Consider the following 18,468-nt stretch of genomic DNA (forward strand, 5'->3'; position numbering starts at 1 on the left):
TGAATTTTATGAGAAGAAACTTATAACTGTCTATGAGGTTTGAAAACGTTGGTTATAAATCCGAGTTCATTTGGTCCGTACCATATCGAGCTCTTGATTTTAAATACAAAACTAGACTTCGTAATAAATATTTGTCACCGTTAAATTATATTCTCCATCCCCAACCCGCAAGGTCCTGCTATCCCCAACTCTAGCTTTCAATAGTGTTTTCGCCAAGGGTGAAACCCAGCTTATTTTTCCAGCATTAATATCAGCTTCATCCAGACCTACAATTTTGACAGAACGAGATTCACCATTTTCAATGATGTAATGGACCGTGGCACCAAAAAATACCTGAGTAAGACCCACTTGAAGTTTAGGGTCGACTATCTCAGCGCTTTCCAAGCGTTTTGTCAAATAGCGAATGCGTCTGTCAATTTCACGTAAACGTTTTTTTCCATAAATGTAATCCCCGTTTTCTGAACGGTCACCATTACTCGCTGCCCAACTTACTACTTTCACAATTGCAGGCCTTTCATTACTAACTAAATCACGTAATTCAGTTTGCAGCATTGCAAAACCAATAGGGGTCATATAATTTTTGATATTTGGTAAGTCAAAGTCTGGACGCTCTGGTTCAGTATACTCATCATCTTCTTTAGTAAAAGCCTTACTCACTACAAAATCCTATGATAATAGTCGTTAATGACATGTTACTTTAATTATATCACTCTTTAAAACAGCTATGAGTTCTGCTGTATGTACCCTGCCAACCAATTTGTCCCTTATAATTAGACAAAGCAATATGCTGATTCTAAGCATTGCTTTATTTCGCATAATAAAGCTCTAAAGATTCGGTAAATGTGCTATACACCTCCAGGGGCTGATTACGTCGATCAAATGTTCTTCACTTTCCTTTTTCTTGAGGAGTCACATGACCGTATTGTTCATGAAGCGGATAATTTTCCGCGAATCTAATATTTTTAATCTTGTTCTTAACCGGAAAGAGGTTTTGTACTCTGTTCATCCTCGGTTATAATGTCCGCTTATTTTGGTTTAAAAATTACCATTTCTATGCATTTGAAGCAATTAAAATTAGCTGGTTTTAAATCTTTTGTAGACCCCACAGTGGTTCATTTTCCAAGCCAATTGGTTGCTGTTGTAGGTCCTAATGGTTGTGGAAAATCAAATATTATTGATGCGGTACGTTGGGTTATGGGGGAAAGTTCTGCAAGAAATTTGCGTGGTGAATCCATGACCGATGTTATTTTTAATGGTTCTTCTAGCCGTAAGTCAGTAGGTCAGGCTTCTGTTGAACTTGTATTTGATAATAATCTTGGACGTTTGACTGGTCCTTTTTCCAGTTATGGTGAAATCGCTGTAAAGCGTGTAGTGACTCGAGACGGTGATTCCTCTTATTATATGAATGGCAGTCGTTGTCGACGAAAAGATATTACCGATATTTTTCTTGGTACCGGTGCTGGAGCTCGTGGTTATTCAATTATTGGACAAGGTACTATTTCCCAGTTAATTGAAGCAAAGCCAGAGGACTTAAGAGCTCATCTTGAGGAAGCTGCAGGCGTTTCTAAATATAAAGAGCGTCGACGCGAGACATTACAACGTATTGAGCACACACGCGAAAATCTGACGCGCGTAGCAGACATTCGAGATGAATTGGACAAACAATTGCAACGCCTAGAACGTCAAGCTAAAGCAGCCGAACGTTATCTTATTCTCAAAGATGAGGAACGACTGTGCCGTGCGGAAATTTTGGCACTCAAGTGGCGAGATTTTATTGTCCAGCAAGAAGTCAAGCAGCACCAAATACAAGACTTGGCGGTTAGTTATGAACAGCAGCAAAGTGCATTAGCCAAAGCGAATAAAGAACGAGTCACTTTAAATGAAACACTTTATGATGTGGATGAGCAAACGCAGCAAATTCAGGCGGGTTTCTATCAATTGGGGACAGAAATTGCACGTTTGGAAGAAACCATTCAACAACAAATGCGTGAAAAGAAACGTTTGGAACTTGATCAACAGCAAATGCAGAATGATTGGCAGGTTGCACAAGAACAACTCAAAAACGATAAGGAAGAATTACATCATTGCCAAGAGAATGCACATCATCTGGAAAATCAACTGGAACTATTAAGGGAGCAATTTAAGGAACACGAAGCGAATTGGCAAAATGCACAACAACAACAGAGTGAATGGGAGCTTCGTTGGCAAGAAGTCCAGGCACATGCCAGCAATCTGAAAAGAGAGTTTCAAGTTAAACAGGTTAAAGCACAGCATTCAGAAGAGAAACATCAACAAACCCTTTTAAGACTAGAAAAGCTTCAATTAGAACAAGAAACGATTTCTAGAGCGGATTTACAACAGGCCCGAAAAAACTTAGAAGATCAGCATATTAAATTAATTGCAGATCAAGCGTTTGATGAACTCCAACTCAAACAAAGCCAGGAGAACACAGATCAATTACGCGCAAGGTTGCAGAATATAGAGCAGCAGTTGCACGAGCTGCAAGATGATTTTCACCGAGTGAACAGTGAGTATGCTGCATTGATGGCAGCACAGCGTGCGGCACGACAAGGGATACAAAACAATAAAAATCCTATTAAGGAATGGTCAGAAAAACCTAGATTGATGGATATTTTACATGTTGAAACGAAATGGCAATTTGCGTGTGAACGAGTTCTTAATGAAGCATTACATGCATATGTTTTAGAAACGTTTGATGAGTTATGGCCGCAGAGAGCAATTTGCGAACAGCAAGGAGAAAATATTGTTACTCTGAAAAAGAAAACGCTTACGGGAGCGGCTTATCCGCGCCTCATAGATAAAATAAAAAGTGATATCCCAGCAAATGCATATCCTTTGGAGCATATCTATACTGCGGAGCATTTTGATGAAGCATTAAGCTGGTTACCTGGGTTGGCAGAATACGAATCTATTATAACTCCTGACGGTTTTTGGTTAGGTCAAGGATGGGTGAAGTTTATTACACCTGAGACGCAGGACGAGTTGGGTTTACTGGCGCGACAACAAAAAATTACCGAGTTAGCTGTAGTTGTTCAGGAGTTACAACAGAAGATTGACCTCCTAAGGGCTGAACGCGATGAGACACATCAGCAGCTCCAAAAAAGCCTAAAAGAAATTGAATTACAAAAGCTCAATGTTAATGCCAGCAATGAAGCATTAAGAACCAACAGCCTTGCTTTGAATACCAATGAACAAGCGATTGTGCATGCTGAAAAACAGGCGGCTGCTTTAACCTTTGAATGTGAAGAGCTAAAGCTTGTGTTAGAAGAAATAGCAGTAGAACAATGCAATATAAAGGAGGAATTGTATTCTTTAGAAGAGCAATGTCGTGGCTCTGAGCAACGACAAGAACAGTGTCTGAATGAAAAACAAGAATGGATGCAAAGTTTGGCATTGAAAAATAAACAGGTAGAAGAGTCTCGCGCTGCACTGCATCACGCAGAGCTGGAATACGATAGAGAAAAAAATAAAATACAGCAACTCAATGAGCGCATTTTTCGAGAGCAAGAACGGTTAAATATTTTACAGGAGCGTTTGGAAAATCTGGCACTGTTGTGTTTACAAACTGAAGGGCCTGGAGAAGAACTCAAAGAGCAACTTGCCCAACATTTGCAAAAGCACAGTGAAGTTGAGTTGCAATTGAATTTAAGTAGAGAGCAATTATCACAGCTCAGGATGGAGCTTGAAGATTGTGAGAAAAATATTTTAAACTGTGATTTCGAGGTAAAACGGATCCAAGAACAAATAAGTCAGACGCGAATGGAAGAGCAGGCTTTAGTGGTGCGTGCAAGCTCCGTCCATGAGTCTCTTGATGAGTTGGGCTTGTTACCGCAAGTCTTACTGGAAAAAATACCTGCGGGTGTGACTCAAGTTTTGCGTGAAGATGAGTTAATCGCTCTTTCTGAAAAGATCAAACGCTTAGGAGCGATTAACCTCGCTGCGATTGAGGAGTTTACTGCGGAACAACAACGTAAAATGTATTTGGATGAGCAGTATACTGATTTGAATCAAGCGTTAGCAACTCTTGAAACTGCCATTGAAAAAATGGATAAAGAAACTCGCACGCGTCTGGAAAATACCTTTGAAGAGGTCAATTCATCATTCAAGGCACTTTTTCCGCGGCTGTTCGGTGGTGGAAGAGCGCAGCTTGAATTGACTTGTGATAATCTGCTGGAAGCTGGTATTGTAGTAATGGCACAACCTCCGGGAAAACGAAACAGTACAATTCATTTGTTATCTGGAGGAGAGAAAGCAATGACTGCAGTGGCGTTGGTTTTTGCTATTTTTCAGTTAAATCCTTCACCTTTTTGTATGCTAGATGAGGTGGATGCACCTTTAGATGATGTAAATGTGGGGCGTTTTTGCGCTTTAGTGAAAGAGATGTCACAATTCGTACAGTTTCTTTTTATTACTCATAATAAGGTAACAATGGAATTGGCGGATCATTTGATTGGGGTAACTATGCGTGAACCTGGAGTATCTCGCTTGGTTGCGGTTGATGTAACACAAGCTTTGGCTATGGAGTAAATGATGCAGGCAAATTGGAGCTTAATTCTTAATGTCCTGTTGTTAATAGGTGTTATCGTAGCAATTGGGCGCTTAATGAAAGCTCGAAGACAGAGCTTAAGTCCAGAACGTTATCAGCCTAGTTTGGAAAAAACAGAAAGGAATTCTGATAACACACAAAATTATAATGATGACATAATAGCTGTGCGCAAAATCAATGCTGCAGCCATGGAGAATAAAATAAAAGCAGATGGGGACTTGCAAGTATTTCAAAAACCTAATGCAAAACCATCACAACCACGTTTGATACCTCAAGAAGATGAAATCAAATTAATGGTAGAACTTGAGTCCAAACCAGAACCTAAAGTAGAAGTTGAAGCCATGGCAAAAACTGATAATCCCCTTACTGTAATGATTTTTTTAGTTGCAAAAGAAAACAGACAATTTGCTGGGTATGAATTATTACAAACTGTTTTGGCGGCTGGTCTACGTTTCGGTGAAGGCCAATTATTTCATCGCCATCAATTTTCAAATGGCCAAGGTCCAGTTTTGTGCAGCTTGGCAGCAGCAACTGCGACAGGGGTTTTTGATTTACAAAATATAGGTGCTTTTAGCGTGCGCGGCCTTTGTTTATATATGTACTCTTCAAAAAATCCCGGTATCGATGTTGAGCGATTTGCGGTAATGTTAGAAACAGCAAGACAATTAAGCGAGGGCTTGGATGCTCACTTGCTTGATGATCAGCGCCAGCTGCTGACTGAAGAGCGTATTGCTCGTTACCATCGTTTGTTGCAAATTAATCAATCTCATTTTGAGTCTGCCGTATAAATCTACACAAATTGTAGCCAGGACTTTGCGCTATGCTTCACCCTGGCTACAATTTATTACTCTAGTTTTTCCCAAGAAAATTGAATTCTCTTTTTTCTACTTGTTTAAAAGGGAATGAAGATAAGGTGGATTTTTTTTACTGAGCTTACCCCCTTGAACTCCATGCTCAAGTGTTAGTACACTAGACTTTTGGACATGTCTTAATACTATGAACCTAAATACTATTGCTGCATTACTTGCCCAACCATGTCAGATCAATGCTGAACTTACTGATATTTGTACTGATAGTCGTGAATTAAAACCAGGTAGTTTGTTTATTGCCATACGTGGTGAACGTTTTGATGGGCATGACTTTATTAAGGAAGCGGAAACGCGTGGTGCAGTAGCGGCAATAGTGTGTCATGCTCTAGATGGAGTACACATACCACAATTTGTTGTTCCGGATCCGATACAAGCGTTGGCGAAAATAGCCGCGGCGCATCGACAAAATATACATTGTCCTGTCATCGCGTTAACTGGATCCAATGGGAAAACTACAACCAAAGAGATGATTGCTGCTATTTTACCGGCCCCTTCGCATGCGACCAAAGGAAATTTAAATAATCATATTGGCGCTCCATTAAGCATCTTACAGTTAAGCAGCAAACATCGTTATGCAGTTTTTGAGTTGGGAGCAAATCATCCAGGCGAAATCGCACATACTGTGGCGATTGTTCATCCTGATGTGACTTTAATTAATAACATTGCTCCAGCCCATGTTGAGGGTTTTGGTTCTATAGATGGTGTCGCTCGTGCTAAAGGAGAAATACATCAGGGTTTATCTCTTGCTGGTGTTGCAGTAGTCAATGATGATGATGCTTATGCTCATTTTTGGGATGAGTTGTTGATTGACAAAAAGGTCCTGCGCTTTTCTTTAGAGCATGTTGCAGATATCTATGCTCAAGATGTGGTAATGGATGCTAATGGATGTGGCCAGTTTTCTTTAATCGTACCTAACGGACAAGTAGATATTCATTTAAAAGTTCCTGGCTTACATAATGTTCGCAATGCCTTGGCTGCTGCGGCGTGCTGTCATGCTGTAGGTATTTCCATAAAAGAAATTCAACATGGGCTAAATTGCTTTGGCGGTGTAAAAGGACGTTTAACGGTTCTTGAGGGAAAAAATAAATCTGTGGTGATCGATGATACTTACAATGCAAATTTACGCTCTGTATTAGCTGCTTTAGAAGTATTGGCAGAACGCCCGGGGAAAAAAATCTTTGTTTTTGGGGATATGGGAGAGTTGGGTATTTGGGCGACTCAGCACCATCAGGAAGTTGGATTTGCAGCTCGTCGCTTAGGCATCGATCAATTACTTAGCTGTGGTTCTAATAGCAAATTGGCTGCCGAGTCATTTGGTGTTGGTGGTGAGCATTTTACTAACCAAGAACAACTGGTGCAAAATCTGGTGAAACAGTTATCACCGGATACTGTTGTTTTAGTAAAAGGCTCTCGTTCCAGTGCAATGGAAAAAATTGTGCATCAACTAATATAGACTGAATGGAGCCCCAGTGTGTCTATTCTAAGTAACAACTAATAATCGAGTTAAGAGCCAAAAGAAATTTTTTTGTATGATGCTGAATGGTGTGTTGATTTATGGTATGCTTGGCCGCTTTTTTGGCCCATTATCCTGTTGGGCATCATTTAAAACTAACCCATAAGTGGGGTAAACAAGAGGAACAATTATGCTCTACTGGCTAACGCAGCTATTTCAAGGGCAATATCATGCGTTAAGAGTTTTTCAGTATCTAACTTTCAGATCTATTTTGGCTTCATTGACCGCACTCCTGGTAGGGTTGCTATGTGGTCCGGTGATGATTCGCTGGTTGCGAGGCTTGCAGATTGGCCAGATGGTACGAGATGATGGTCCCCAGACACATTTATCTAAAGCAGGGACCCCGACTATGGGGGGGGTATTAATCTTGTTGGCAATCACTGTGAGTTGTTTGCTTTGGGGTGATTTACAACAGTCCAGTTTATGGCTTGTTCTTCTGGTTACTCTCGCAAATGGAGTAGTGGGATGGGTTGATGATTATCGCAAACTAGTATTAAAGAACAGCAAAGGATTACCTGCCCGGTGGAAATATTTTTGGCAATCAGTTATTGCGCTTATTGCTGTAGTTTATCTATACATGCATGCCACTTTACCTGTCCACACCCAGCTGACTGTACCTTTTTTTAAATCCCTGACTCTAGGTTTAGGTATTTTATTTCCTGTTTTGGGTTATTTTGTAATTGTTGGAAGTTCCAATGCAGTGAATTTGACGGATGGGTTAGATGGCTTGGCTATTATGCCTATAGTCATGGTTGCTGGTGCCTTAGGTATTTTTGCTTACGCTTCCAGTAACTCGGTCTATGCACCTTATCTAGGTATACCTTTTGTTCCTAATACAGGGGAGTTAACAATCTTTTGTTCCTCCATTGTTGGCGCAGGACTCGGCTTTCTTTGGTACAATAGCTATCCGGCTCAGTTGTTTATGGGCGATGTGGGATCTTTAGCTTTAGGGGCTGCTTTAGGTATTGTCGCTGTGGTTATCAGAGAGGAATTGGTTTTATTAATGATGGGTGGTTTGTTCGTCATTGAGACAATTTCTGTTATTTTGCAGGTAGGTTATTTTAAATACACTCATGGTAAACGCTTATTCCGAATGGCGCCTTTACATCACCATTTCGAATTGAAGGGATGGTCAGAGCCTAAAATAATTGTCAGATTCTGGATTATTACTGTTGTTTTTGTGTTATGTGGATTAGCTACTTTAAAACTTCGATAAAAAGGTGCACTCATGAATCCTCCTTTGTATTTAGTTGCAGGTTTGGGTAAAACTGGGCTATCGGTAGCACGATATTTACATAGTAAAAATAAACCTTTTATTGCTTTTGATACACGCGCTCAGGCTCAGAGTGTCACTGAATTTACAAAGGAATTTCCTAATGTTCGCGTTTATACCCAGGACATTCCTGATGAAATAATAGGCCAATTGTCAGATATCATTGCAAGCCCAGGCTTACCTTTGGATACCCCTTTTTTTAAAAAGGCAATGCAAATGGGTATTGCTGTGTATGGGGATATAGAGTGTTTGGCCCGAGAGATTCATGCTCCAGTGATCGCGATTACAGGAACCAATGGAAAATCAACTGTTACTACTTTAGTAGGGGAAATGGCGAAGGCAGCAGGATATAAAGTCGCTGTGGCCGGAAATATAGGAACACCAGTTCTCGATATGCTTCATGATGAGCATCAGTATGATTTATGGGTTTTGGAGTTATCCAGTTTTCAATTGGATTTAACTTATTCGTTAACTCCAATCGCTGCGACTATTCTCAATGTGACTCCCGATCATCTGGACAGGCATCATACTATGGAGGCTTATGTCCAAGCTAAACAACGAATATATGATAAAGCCCAGATTGCATTATTTAATCGGGATGATCCTTATACTGTTCCAACTACAGAGGTTAATCGTATTTCTTTTGGTATCGATGCTCCAGAAAAAAACAATTGGGGATTGATCACTCAAAATGATAAAATATACTTGTCAAAAGGAAATACTTGCATTTTGCCTGTTGAGTCTATATTGATTAAAGGAGTTCATAATTGGCTTAATGCCCTTGCTGCTTCTGCCTTAGCTGATTCTGCAGGTATTTCACAACAACACATCATAAGTATATTGACTTCATTCGCGGGTTTAGCGCATCGTTGTCAATGGGTGCGAACTCTTGATGGCGTTGATTGGATTAATGATTCTAAAGGGACTAATATTGGTGCAACTATCTCTGCAATTAATGGAATAGGAGGTTCTATGCAAGGAAAAATTGTACTTATTGCAGGTGGGCAAGGAAAGGGAGCTGATTTCAGTGAATTGGCTCAATCTATAGCTGATTATGTAAGATCCATTGTTTTAATTGGTGAAGATGCCGACAAGATAGAAGCTGCATTAGCAAATGTAGTGCCTATAGCGCGGGCTTCCTCGTTGGATAATGCAGTTGTTATAGCGAAGTCACAGGCAAAACCAGGTGATGTTGTTTTATTGTCTCCAGCATGCGCCAGTTTGGATATGTTCAGTGATTTTAATCATCGCGGCGAATCGTTTGCTTCATTAGTGAATGGATTGTAATCGATGCGGCCAAGACATGTGAATCAAAGAGGCAAACCTGTCAGCAGACCTATTTCACTTTATGATAAATGGTTAATTAGTGTGGTCATCGGTTTGCTTATTATTGGGCTAATGATGGTAGCTTCAAGTTCGGTCATGATCTCTACCAAATACTTTCACCAACCATTCCATTTCTTAATTCGCCAGGCATGTTATTTATTTGCAGGTTTAATGATTGCCCTTGTTGTGATCAGGACGGATAGCAGTATTTGGCAGCGTATCAGTATGCCGATGTTGTTAATTTGTATATTGATGTTGCTTATTGTATTAATTCCAGGAATAGGACGAGCAGTCAATGGAAGCCGACGCTGGTTAGCCTTTGGGCCAATAGGTATCCAAGTATCCGAACTAGCCAAGCTCACGATGATTTTTTATCTTTCGGGTTATTTGGTGCGTCAACAAGAAGCAGTCAGTACAAGTATTTTGGGCTTTATTAAGCCTATGGTGATTTTGGGAGTTGTATCCTTTTTGTTATTACTTGAGCCTGATTTTGGGGCTACGGTGGTGATTTCAGGTACTGTTATGGCCATGCTGTTTTTAGCTGGTGTAAAATTACGCTATTATATAGGATTAATGATTGTAGTTATGGGGGCGCTGGCATTTTTGGCGGTTTCATCCCCTTATCGGGTTGCCCGTTTGACTGCATTTTTAGATCCTTGGGCCGATCAGTATAATAGTGGATATCAGCTGACACAATCCTTGATTGCATTTGGTCGAGGTGGGTGGTTTGGGTCAGGCTTGGGAGAAAGTATCCAGAAATTGCTCTATTTACCAGAAGCCCATACTGATTTTTTATTTGCTGTTTTGGCAGAGGAATTAGGCCTGGTAGGTATTTTGATGGTCATGACTCTATACAGTATATTGGTTATTAGAGGTTTGATTATTGCGTATAATGCTTATACACAGGAGAGGTTATTTGCCTCATATACTGCTTATGGTTTGACATTTTGGTTGGGGTTACAAGCCGCTATAAACATGGGAGTTAACTCGGGTTTATTACCGACAAAAGGATTAACTTTACCTTTAATGAGTTATGGTGGTGCAAGTATGGTTATTAATTGTGTTGTAATTGCGTTATTATTGCGCATTGATCATGAGAATCGTTGGCAGGCTCTGGGCTTAGGGCCTCTGTCAGCATAAGGGGGCATTCGTGGGTAATTCAGGACAATTTATATCTTCAAGGATGGGCTGCGTAGAACAAATACATTTTGTTGGAATTGGTGGTGTAGGCATGTGTGGTATTGCTGAAGTATTACATTACCAAGGGTATCGTATTACAGGCTCTGATTTAGGTGAAGGCAGTACGGTACAAAGGTTAAAATCTTTAGGAATTCCTGTTTATATGGGGCATAAGGCGGAACATATAAAAGGTGCTGATGTTGTAGTCCGTTCTTCAGCAGTTGGTATGAATAATCCTGAAATTGTGGCCGCTCGTGAACAAATGATTCCAGTTATCCCACGAGCAGCGATGCTTGCTGAGCTCATGCGTTTTCGTCATGGCATTGCTGTGGCTGGAACTCATGGCAAAACGACAACCACCAGCCTGGTAAGTAGTCTTTTGGCGGAGGGTGGATTAGATCCAAGTTTTGTGATTGGCGGCAAATTGAATAGTCTGGGTATTAATGCTCAACTAGGCCAATCGCCATATTTTGTTGTTGAGGCTGATGAAAGTGATGCGTCATTTTTATTCTTAAAACCTATGATGGCTATAGTGACCAATATTGATGCAGATCATATGGATAACTATGAGAATAATTTTGATAAATTAAGAACAACTTTTCTTGAGTTTTTACACCATTTACCTTTTTATGGCCTGGCAGTGGTATGTATTGATGACTTAGAAGTCCGTAAGATTCTTCCAGCAATTGAACGACCAACATTAACGTACGGGTTTACTGAGGAGGCTCATTACCGAGCAACTAATTGGACGCAAAATGAGCTAATTAGCGAATTTACGGTAGTACGCCCCATACCGCACTCCTCATTAAACATTCAATTTCAGTACCCAGGTCGTCACAATGTGTTAAATGCTTTGGCTGCGATTGCAATTGCAACACAATTAGGTGTTGATGATGCTTCAATTATACGTGCCTTGGCAAAGTTCCAGGGGGTAGGTCGTCGTTTTCAAATGTTGGGCGAGAAACAATTTGAGAATGGTTCAGCTCTTATTGTCGATGATTACGGTCATCATCCTCAAGAAATTCTCTCAACCATCGATGCGTTTAGACATGTTTGGCCAAATAAACGTCTTGTCCACGTCTTTCAACCGCATCGATATACAAGAACCCAATCCTTGCAAGAGCAGTTTGTTGATGTGTTAAGTCTTGCTGATGAATTATTCTTGTTTGATATTTACTCTGCAGGGGAACCCGAAATTCCAGGGATTACTAGTGAGAGTCTGGCGCAAAAAATTAGAGGTAAAGATAAAAAAGTAACTCTTGTAAATGAACAATCGCTTAAAGCAAAGCTGAATCAGTTGATTAAAGATGGCGATGTGATTTTGATGCAAGGTGCTGGGAGTATTGGTCAAATTGCTGTGAACCTGATGAAAGAAGTGTGAGGGCAACATGAGTCCAACTGAGAATGATTGTGGTCTTGTAGCTGAACTTCAGGGCAGTTTGCTCTATAATGAGCCTTTGGCGGAATACACGACCTGGCGGGTTGGCGGGCCTGCTAACAAGCTCTATAAACCCAAAAGTATCGCTGATCTCGCTTTATTTCTTCGCCAGCTTCCTGAAACAGAACCTCTATTGTGGTTGGGATTAGGCTCCAACTCTTTAATTCGTGATAGTGGATTTTCAGGAACAGTAATTCTTACTCAAGGATGCCTAAAAGAAATAGCTCTCCTAGATATGCAGACAGTTAAAGTCGAAGCTGGTGTCTCTTGTGCGAGTATGGCTCGTTTTTGTGCGCGCAATAATTTGTCTGGCGGCGAGTTTTGGGCTGGAATCCCAGGAACTATGGGAGGGGCATTGCGAATGAATGCTGGTTGTCACGGTGGTGAAACATGGCAGTTTGTAGTGGAACTGCAGACCATGACTCGAAATGGTGAAATAAGAATTCGTAAACCTGAGGAATATGAGGTAGCGTATCGTCATACTTCGGGACCTTCTGATGAGTGGTTTATTTCAGCCACATTTAAACTAAATCCTGGTGATAAAGAAACGTCATTACAGGTTATCAAAGATTTGTTGACTCATCGGGCAAATACACAACCAACTAATGAATACAATTGCGGGTCAGTGTTTCGAAATCCTCCAGGAAATTTTGCAGCTCGACTTATTGAGTCTTGTGGATTAAAAGGCTTCAATATTGGAGGTGCGATGGTTTCTCAGAAGCATGCTAATTTTATTATCAATTATCAAGGCTCAGCAACTGCTGCAGATATTGAAGCATTGATACATTTAGTACAAACTAAAGTTCGTGAGCAGACAACAATTGAGTTGATGCGCGAAGTTCACATAATCGGAGACCGCTAATGTCCAAACTTCTCAATCTAGTTCTGCTTTATGGTGGAAAATCAGGAGAACATGAAATCTCATTAATTTCAGCCGCTTCTGTCCTTGCACATTTAGATACGAAAGAATATAACATCATCCCTGTAGCAATGGATAAAGATGGATTATTTCATCTTCATCAATATCAGGATTTACTTGATTATAAAGAAAAACTTCCAGTAGTCACAGAACACTCAAAGCCGATGGCGAGCTTATTTATTGATGGACGCTTATCTGTTGACGCGGATGTGGTTTTTCCTGTAGTCCACGGCCCTTTATATGAAGATGGATGTTTGCAGGGAATGCTTGAGTTATCAGGTGTTGCGTATGTTGGTTGTGATGTACTTTCGTCCTCCATCGGAATGGACAAAGATATGGCAAGGCGCATCGTGTGCGTCGATGGTTTAAAATCAGCGAACTACAAGCTTTTGTCATGGCATACACCGACAACTGAAAGACAACGTTTTTGCCAAGAAGTTGCAGAACAATTTGGCTGGCCATTATTTGTTAAACCTTGTGCAATGGGTTCCAGTGTAGGTATACATAAAGCAAAAAATATGACTGAATTGTTAGTAGCAGTCGATGATGCATTACGTTATGACGAAGAGATTTTGATTGAATCATTTATTCTCGGACGAGAAATTGAATTGTCAGTATTGGAGAGTGTTGTACCTTCGGGGGAGCCAAGAGTCAGCATTGCAGGTGAAATACGCGTTAATCATCCTGATGGTTTTTATTCTTATTCAGCAAAATATTTAGAGAGTGGACAAACAGATCTAATTATCCCTGCTCCATTAAGTCCGACTTTGTATGAGCAATTAAAAAAAGCAGCCGCGGATATTTTTATCCGATTAAAATGCAAGGGTATGGCGCGCGTTGACTTTTTTGTTAATGACGAAACCGAGACAATTTACTTTAATGAGGTAAATACCTTACCTGGTTTTACTTCGATTAGCATGTACCCAAAATTATGGCAGGCAAGTGGTTTATCTTATCCTGAGTTACTGGACGAGTTGATCCGTATTGCGATGGTACATCAGAATTGCCGGCGGCATTTAGTAACCAATTATCTGTGAACACCATGAATAAAAATAGGGATGTTGATTCAGGGAATTTTCGATATATCTGTTGGTTATTGGTGCTCAGTTTAAGCGCCATATTCTTAGCTTGCCGATTGGGTTATTATTATGTGTCCGATGCTGAACGGTTCCCAATCACCACAATCAAAGTTGCTGCAAGTTATGAGCATGTGACACATAAAGAATTGGAAGGTGTATTATCAAAATACCTGAGTAATAGTTTTTTTACTTTATCGGTAAGGGCATTAGAGAGCGAATTAAATGAGCTGAGCTGGATCGATACTGCTACTGTGGAGCGTGTTTGGCCAGATACCTTGAAAATAAGGCTTGTTGAAAAAAAACCAGTGGCGATTTGGGATAATGCTCTGATGACTGAAAATGGCAGATTATTTAATGAAGGTGCTGTACCAGATGATCTTAGCTTACCAAGATTAAAAGGACCACTATCTCAACAAGCAGAAGTCTTACAAGTTTACGAAAAATTGAGTAAGATATTATCAATGTATGGTTTAAATGCCACTGGACTCTATCTAAGCGCAAACCAATCTTGGGTATTACTTTTAGGCAATGGTGTAAAAATATATTTAGGAAAGAAAGAGTTAGAAGAACGATTGCTGCGATTTTGTAAAGCATATCCTGCAGTATTTGCAGAAAAAATTGAGCAATTGTCTAGCGTGGACCTGCGTTATCCACGTGGTATGGCGGTGCAGTGGAAACAACAAACGGAACGATAATGGCAAAAAAAATAGAAAAAGAAATTATCACTGGATTGGATATAGGAACTTCAAAAGTAATTGCATTAATTGGAGAAGTTACCCCTGACGGTGCAATAGAAATTATCGGAATAGGTCGTCACCCCTCTCGTGGTTTAAAACGCGGTGTTGTGGTTGATATAGAGGCTACCGTGAACTCTATCCAACGCGCTGTTCAGGAAGCTGAGCTTATGGCTGGATGCGAGGTTAGAACTGTTTATGCAGGTATTGCTGGTAGTCATATTCGCAGCTTAAATTCACATGGTATTGTTGCCATTCGCGATAAAGAGGTATCGCAGGCTGATGTAGAGCGAGTAATTGATGCTGCGAAAGCAGTAGCAATTCCTGCTGATCAAAAAATTCTGCATGTTTTACCTCAGGAATTTATCATCGATCAACAAGGTAGTATCCGTGAACCCATAGGAATGGCGGGTGTACGACTTGAGTCGCGAGTACATATTGTCACTGGCTCAGTAAGCGCTGCGCAAAATATAGTTAAATGTGTACGTCGTTGCGGTTTAGAAGTAAATGACATCATTCTTGAGCAACTTGCTTCAAGTCATGCAGTTTTGACTGAAGATGAGAAAGATCTTGGCGTTTGCCTGATTGATATTGGTGGTGGTACCACAGATATTGCGATATTTTGTGAAGGTGCGATTCAACATACAGCTGTAATTCCTATTGCAGGAGATCAAGTGACTAATGATATCGCTATGGCTTTACGCACGCCTACAAAAGCTGCAGAATCCATTAAACTGAATCATGCGGTTGCATTAACCGAATTAGCCAATTCAGACCAGATGCTGGAAGTGACCAGTGTCAATGATAGACCAGGAAGAAAAATATCGGCAAAAGCCTTATCTGATGTGGTCGCAGCGCGATATGAAGAGCTATTTACTTTAGTACGTAACGAATTACGACGCAGTGGATTTGAAGATAGAATGGCTGCAGGCATTGTTCTGACTGGTGGTGCTGCCAATGTGAGAGGCGGGATTGAACTTGCAGAGCTTTGCTTTGAAATGCCAGTAAGAAAAGGTTGCGCCCATCATGTTTCTGGATTGGCTGAAGCAACTGAAAATCCTTCATTTGCTACAGGTGTAGGATTGTTGTTGCAAGGTTATCAACAACAGTATGAATCAACCTACAATGTACCTAAAATGAATGAAAATACCCAGAGTTTGTGGGCACGTATGAAAGAATGGTTCCAGGGTAATTTTTAGGTTACATGCAAGGTTTAAAAATGAAAACTGGTAATCGATCTGACTCAAAGGGTACTGCCGGTTTTTTGTTAAAAGATTAAACATATGAGGGGAGCAGGGTTATGTTTGAATTAATGGAAGGCCAACACAATAGTAATAATGCCGTAATCAAGGTAGTTGGTGTTGGCGGTGGCGGTGGCAATGCCGTCGAGCATATGGTCGCAGAAAATATAGATGGAGTTGAATTTATATGTGCTAATACTGATGCGCAGGCATTAAGAGGCTCAAATGCGAAAATACACATTCAACTGGGTGATGAGCTAACCAAAGGCTTAGGTGCTGGTGCAAATCCACAAATAGGTCGTGAAGCAGCTGAAGAAGACAGAGACCATATTCGCGAAATCTTAAGCGGTGCGGATATGGTGTTCATTACTGCAGGAATGGGGGGGGGAACTGGAACTGGTGCTGCGCCTGTTTTTGCAGAAATTGCTAAAGAGCTAGGCATTCTGACCGTAGCTGTTGTTACCAAGCCATTCTCATTCGAAGGTAAACAACGGGCTTTAGCAGCTGAAGAAGGAATTCGTCGTTTAGCAGAACATGTTGATTCATTGATCACAATCCCTAACAATAAATTACTTAGCGTTTTAGGAAAAAACATTAGTCTACTTAATGCATTCAAGGCAGCAAATAATGTGTTACTGGGTGCAGTAAAAGGTATCTCTGATTTAATTACCCGCCCAGGTTTGATCAACGTAGATTTTGCAGACGTACGTACCGTAATGTCAGAAATGGGTATGGCTATGATGGGTACAGGTAGCGCCGTAGGAGAACAAAGAGCGCGTCAAGCTGCCGAAGCTGCAATTGCTTCTCCTTTATTGGAGGATGTGAATTTTTCAGGTGCTCGTGGAATCTTAGTCAATATTACTGCCGGCCTTGATATGTCAATTGGTGAGTTTGAGGAAGTAGGGGATGTAGTCAAAGAGTTTATTTCTGATGATGCAACTGTAGTAGTAGGAACAGTAATCGATCCAGAAATGACGGATGAAATGCGTGTAACCGTTATTGTTACAGGTCTTGGTGATGGAAGACAACGTCATCAGCAAGCACAACCACAACACGGCCATCGTGCACGTTTGATTGAAACAACTCGTAGTGATGGCTCTTTGGATTATCAGCAGTTGGATAGACCAGCCGTTGTTCGCAAACAAGCTCAAGCAAGTATGTCTTCTGCTGCAAAACAAAATGGTGAGAGTGTTCCAGATGTAGATTATCTTGATATTCCTGCATTTTTACGTCGACAAGAAGAGGTATAAATAATCTGATCCTTCCTCTACAAGGTTGCAGAGGAAGGGCAAATTTAAATCTTTGATACAAAAATAATTAGACTAAATATTAAAATATTGATACGATCACGAAGTTTTGCGTGTAAAGTAAAAATTAAAACATGATGAGGAACAAGGTGAGCACCGAATGACACAACAAAGAACTCCTAAAAAGGTGATCCAGGCAACTGGTGTTGGATTGCATTCCGGTGAAAAAGTGCTTTTAACCTTGAGACCTGCTCCTGTGAATACAGGTATAGTTTTTAGAAGAGTAGATCTTTCACCTGTACTAGAAATACCAGCTTCTTATGAGAATGTGGGTGACACTATGCTATGCACCACGTTACATCATGGCCCCGTTAAAATCGCAACCGTAGAACATTTACTCTCCGCTTTGGCGGGTTTAGGTATTGATAATGCTTACATTGATGTGAATGCTCCAGAATTACCAATTATGGATGGAAGCGCTGCTCCTTTTGTTTTCCTGATCCAATCAGCGGGCATACGTGAGCAAAATGCTCCCAAAAAGTACATACGTATTCTTAAGCCTATTCGTGTAGAGGATAATGGCAAGTTTGTTCAATTTTATCCTTATAATGGGTATAAAATTACCTTTACCATTGATTTTGACCACCCTGCTTTTAATGATAAGCCACAAACAGTAAGTTTTGACTTTTCTACGACTTCTTATGTCAAGGAAGTTTGCCGAGCACGTACATTTGGATTTCTCTCCGATTATGAAAAATTAAGGGAATGCGATTTGGCAAAAGGGGGAAGCCTGGATAATGCCATAGTTGTTGATGACTACCGTGTTCTCAACGATGATGGACTTCGTTTTGAATCAGAATTTGTTTCTCATAAAGTATTGGATGCGATTGGTGATCTGTATCTGTTAGGTTCCAGCTTGATTGGCGCATTTGAAGGTTATAAGTCAGGACATGAATTAAATAACAGATTATTACGTGAATTAATGGTAAGACAAGACGCTTGGGAATATACTTATTTTGATACAGAAGAATATCTCCCTGCAATGCAAACTGAGTTTTATCCTGTCGAAGCGTAGGAATGTAG

At 40.5% G+C, this 18,468-nt stretch carries 13 protein-coding genes and 1 pseudogene; 13 read left to right on the top strand and 1 reads right to left on the bottom strand.

Going from position 1 to position 18,468, the window contains the following annotated elements:
- Positions 1-111: 111 nt before the first annotated feature.
- Entirely contained in the window at positions 112-657 is a 546-nt protein-coding gene (greB, locus tag Lpar_RS06755) for a transcription elongation factor GreB (protein ID WP_058517225.1), read from the bottom strand.
- Positions 658-1,053: 396 nt separating this feature from the next.
- On the opposite strand from greB, the gene smc reads away from it, so the two are divergent.
- The 13 genes and pseudogenes from smc to lpxC all read left to right on the top strand — a co-directional run bounded on the left by smc (position 1,054) and on the right by lpxC (position 18,460).
- Complete coding sequence (smc, locus tag Lpar_RS06760) at positions 1,054-4,548, top strand: chromosome segregation protein SMC (RefSeq protein ID WP_058519195.1); 3,495 nt, start codon at positions 1,054-1,056, stop codon at positions 4,546-4,548.
- A gap of 3 nt (positions 4,549-4,551) precedes the next feature.
- Complete coding sequence (locus Lpar_RS06765) at positions 4,552-5,355, top strand: cell division protein ZipA C-terminal FtsZ-binding domain-containing protein (RefSeq protein WP_058517226.1); 804 nt, start codon at positions 4,552-4,554, stop codon at positions 5,353-5,355.
- A 208-nt stretch (positions 5,356-5,563) separates the two neighbouring features.
- Complete coding sequence (locus Lpar_RS06770; protein WP_058517227.1) at positions 5,564-6,889, top strand: UDP-N-acetylmuramoyl-tripeptide--D-alanyl-D-alanine ligase; 1,326 nt, start codon at positions 5,564-5,566, stop codon at positions 6,887-6,889.
- 190 nt (positions 6,890-7,079) lie between these two features.
- Positions 7,080-8,165, top strand: coding sequence for a phospho-N-acetylmuramoyl-pentapeptide-transferase (gene mraY / locus Lpar_RS06775; protein WP_058517228.1), 1,086 nt, complete (start codon positions 7,080-7,082; stop codon positions 8,163-8,165).
- Positions 8,166-8,177: 12 nt separating this feature from the next.
- A complete protein-coding gene (gene murD, locus Lpar_RS06780) occupies positions 8,178-9,509 on the top strand; it encodes a UDP-N-acetylmuramoyl-L-alanine--D-glutamate ligase (RefSeq protein WP_058517229.1) in 1,332 nt (443 codons plus the stop codon).
- A 3-nt stretch (positions 9,510-9,512) separates the two neighbouring features.
- Positions 9,513-10,688, top strand: a complete 1,176-nt coding sequence (gene ftsW / locus Lpar_RS06785) for a putative lipid II flippase FtsW (protein WP_058517230.1) — start codon at positions 9,513-9,515, stop codon at positions 10,686-10,688.
- Between the two features lie 10 nt (positions 10,689-10,698).
- Entirely contained in the window at positions 10,699-12,108 is a 1,410-nt protein-coding gene (gene murC / locus Lpar_RS06790; protein WP_058517231.1) for a UDP-N-acetylmuramate--L-alanine ligase, read from the top strand.
- A 7-nt stretch (positions 12,109-12,115) separates the two neighbouring features.
- Positions 12,116-13,082, top strand: a pseudogene (murB, locus tag Lpar_RS06795) (UDP-N-acetylmuramate dehydrogenase).
- A complete protein-coding gene (locus tag Lpar_RS06800; protein ID WP_058517233.1) occupies positions 13,027-14,121 on the top strand; it encodes a D-alanine--D-alanine ligase family protein in 1,095 nt (364 codons plus the stop codon). Before murB ends, Lpar_RS06800 begins: the two are co-directional and overlap by 56 nt.
- 5 nt (positions 14,122-14,126) lie before the next feature.
- A complete protein-coding gene (locus Lpar_RS06805; RefSeq protein ID WP_058517234.1) occupies positions 14,127-14,858 on the top strand; it encodes a cell division protein FtsQ/DivIB in 732 nt (243 codons plus the stop codon).
- The gene (gene ftsA / locus Lpar_RS06810) at positions 14,858-16,096 is read left to right on the top strand and encodes a cell division protein FtsA (protein ID WP_058517235.1); all 1,239 of its coding nucleotides are present in this window, start codon (positions 14,858-14,860) and stop codon (positions 16,094-16,096) included. Before Lpar_RS06805 ends, ftsA begins: the two co-directional genes overlap by 1 nt.
- A 101-nt stretch (positions 16,097-16,197) precedes the next feature.
- The gene (ftsZ, locus tag Lpar_RS06815) at positions 16,198-17,388 is read left to right on the top strand and encodes a cell division protein FtsZ (RefSeq protein WP_058517236.1); all 1,191 of its coding nucleotides are present in this window, start codon (positions 16,198-16,200) and stop codon (positions 17,386-17,388) included.
- 157 nt (positions 17,389-17,545) lie between these two features.
- The gene (gene lpxC / locus Lpar_RS06820) at positions 17,546-18,460 is read left to right on the top strand and encodes a UDP-3-O-acyl-N-acetylglucosamine deacetylase (RefSeq protein ID WP_058517237.1); all 915 of its coding nucleotides are present in this window, start codon (positions 17,546-17,548) and stop codon (positions 18,458-18,460) included.
- The last annotated feature ends 8 nt before the right edge of the window (positions 18,461-18,468 follow it).

It is taken from the genome of Legionella parisiensis, assembly GCF_001467945.1.
GTDB lineage: Bacteria > Pseudomonadota > Gammaproteobacteria > Legionellales > Legionellaceae > Legionella > Legionella parisiensis.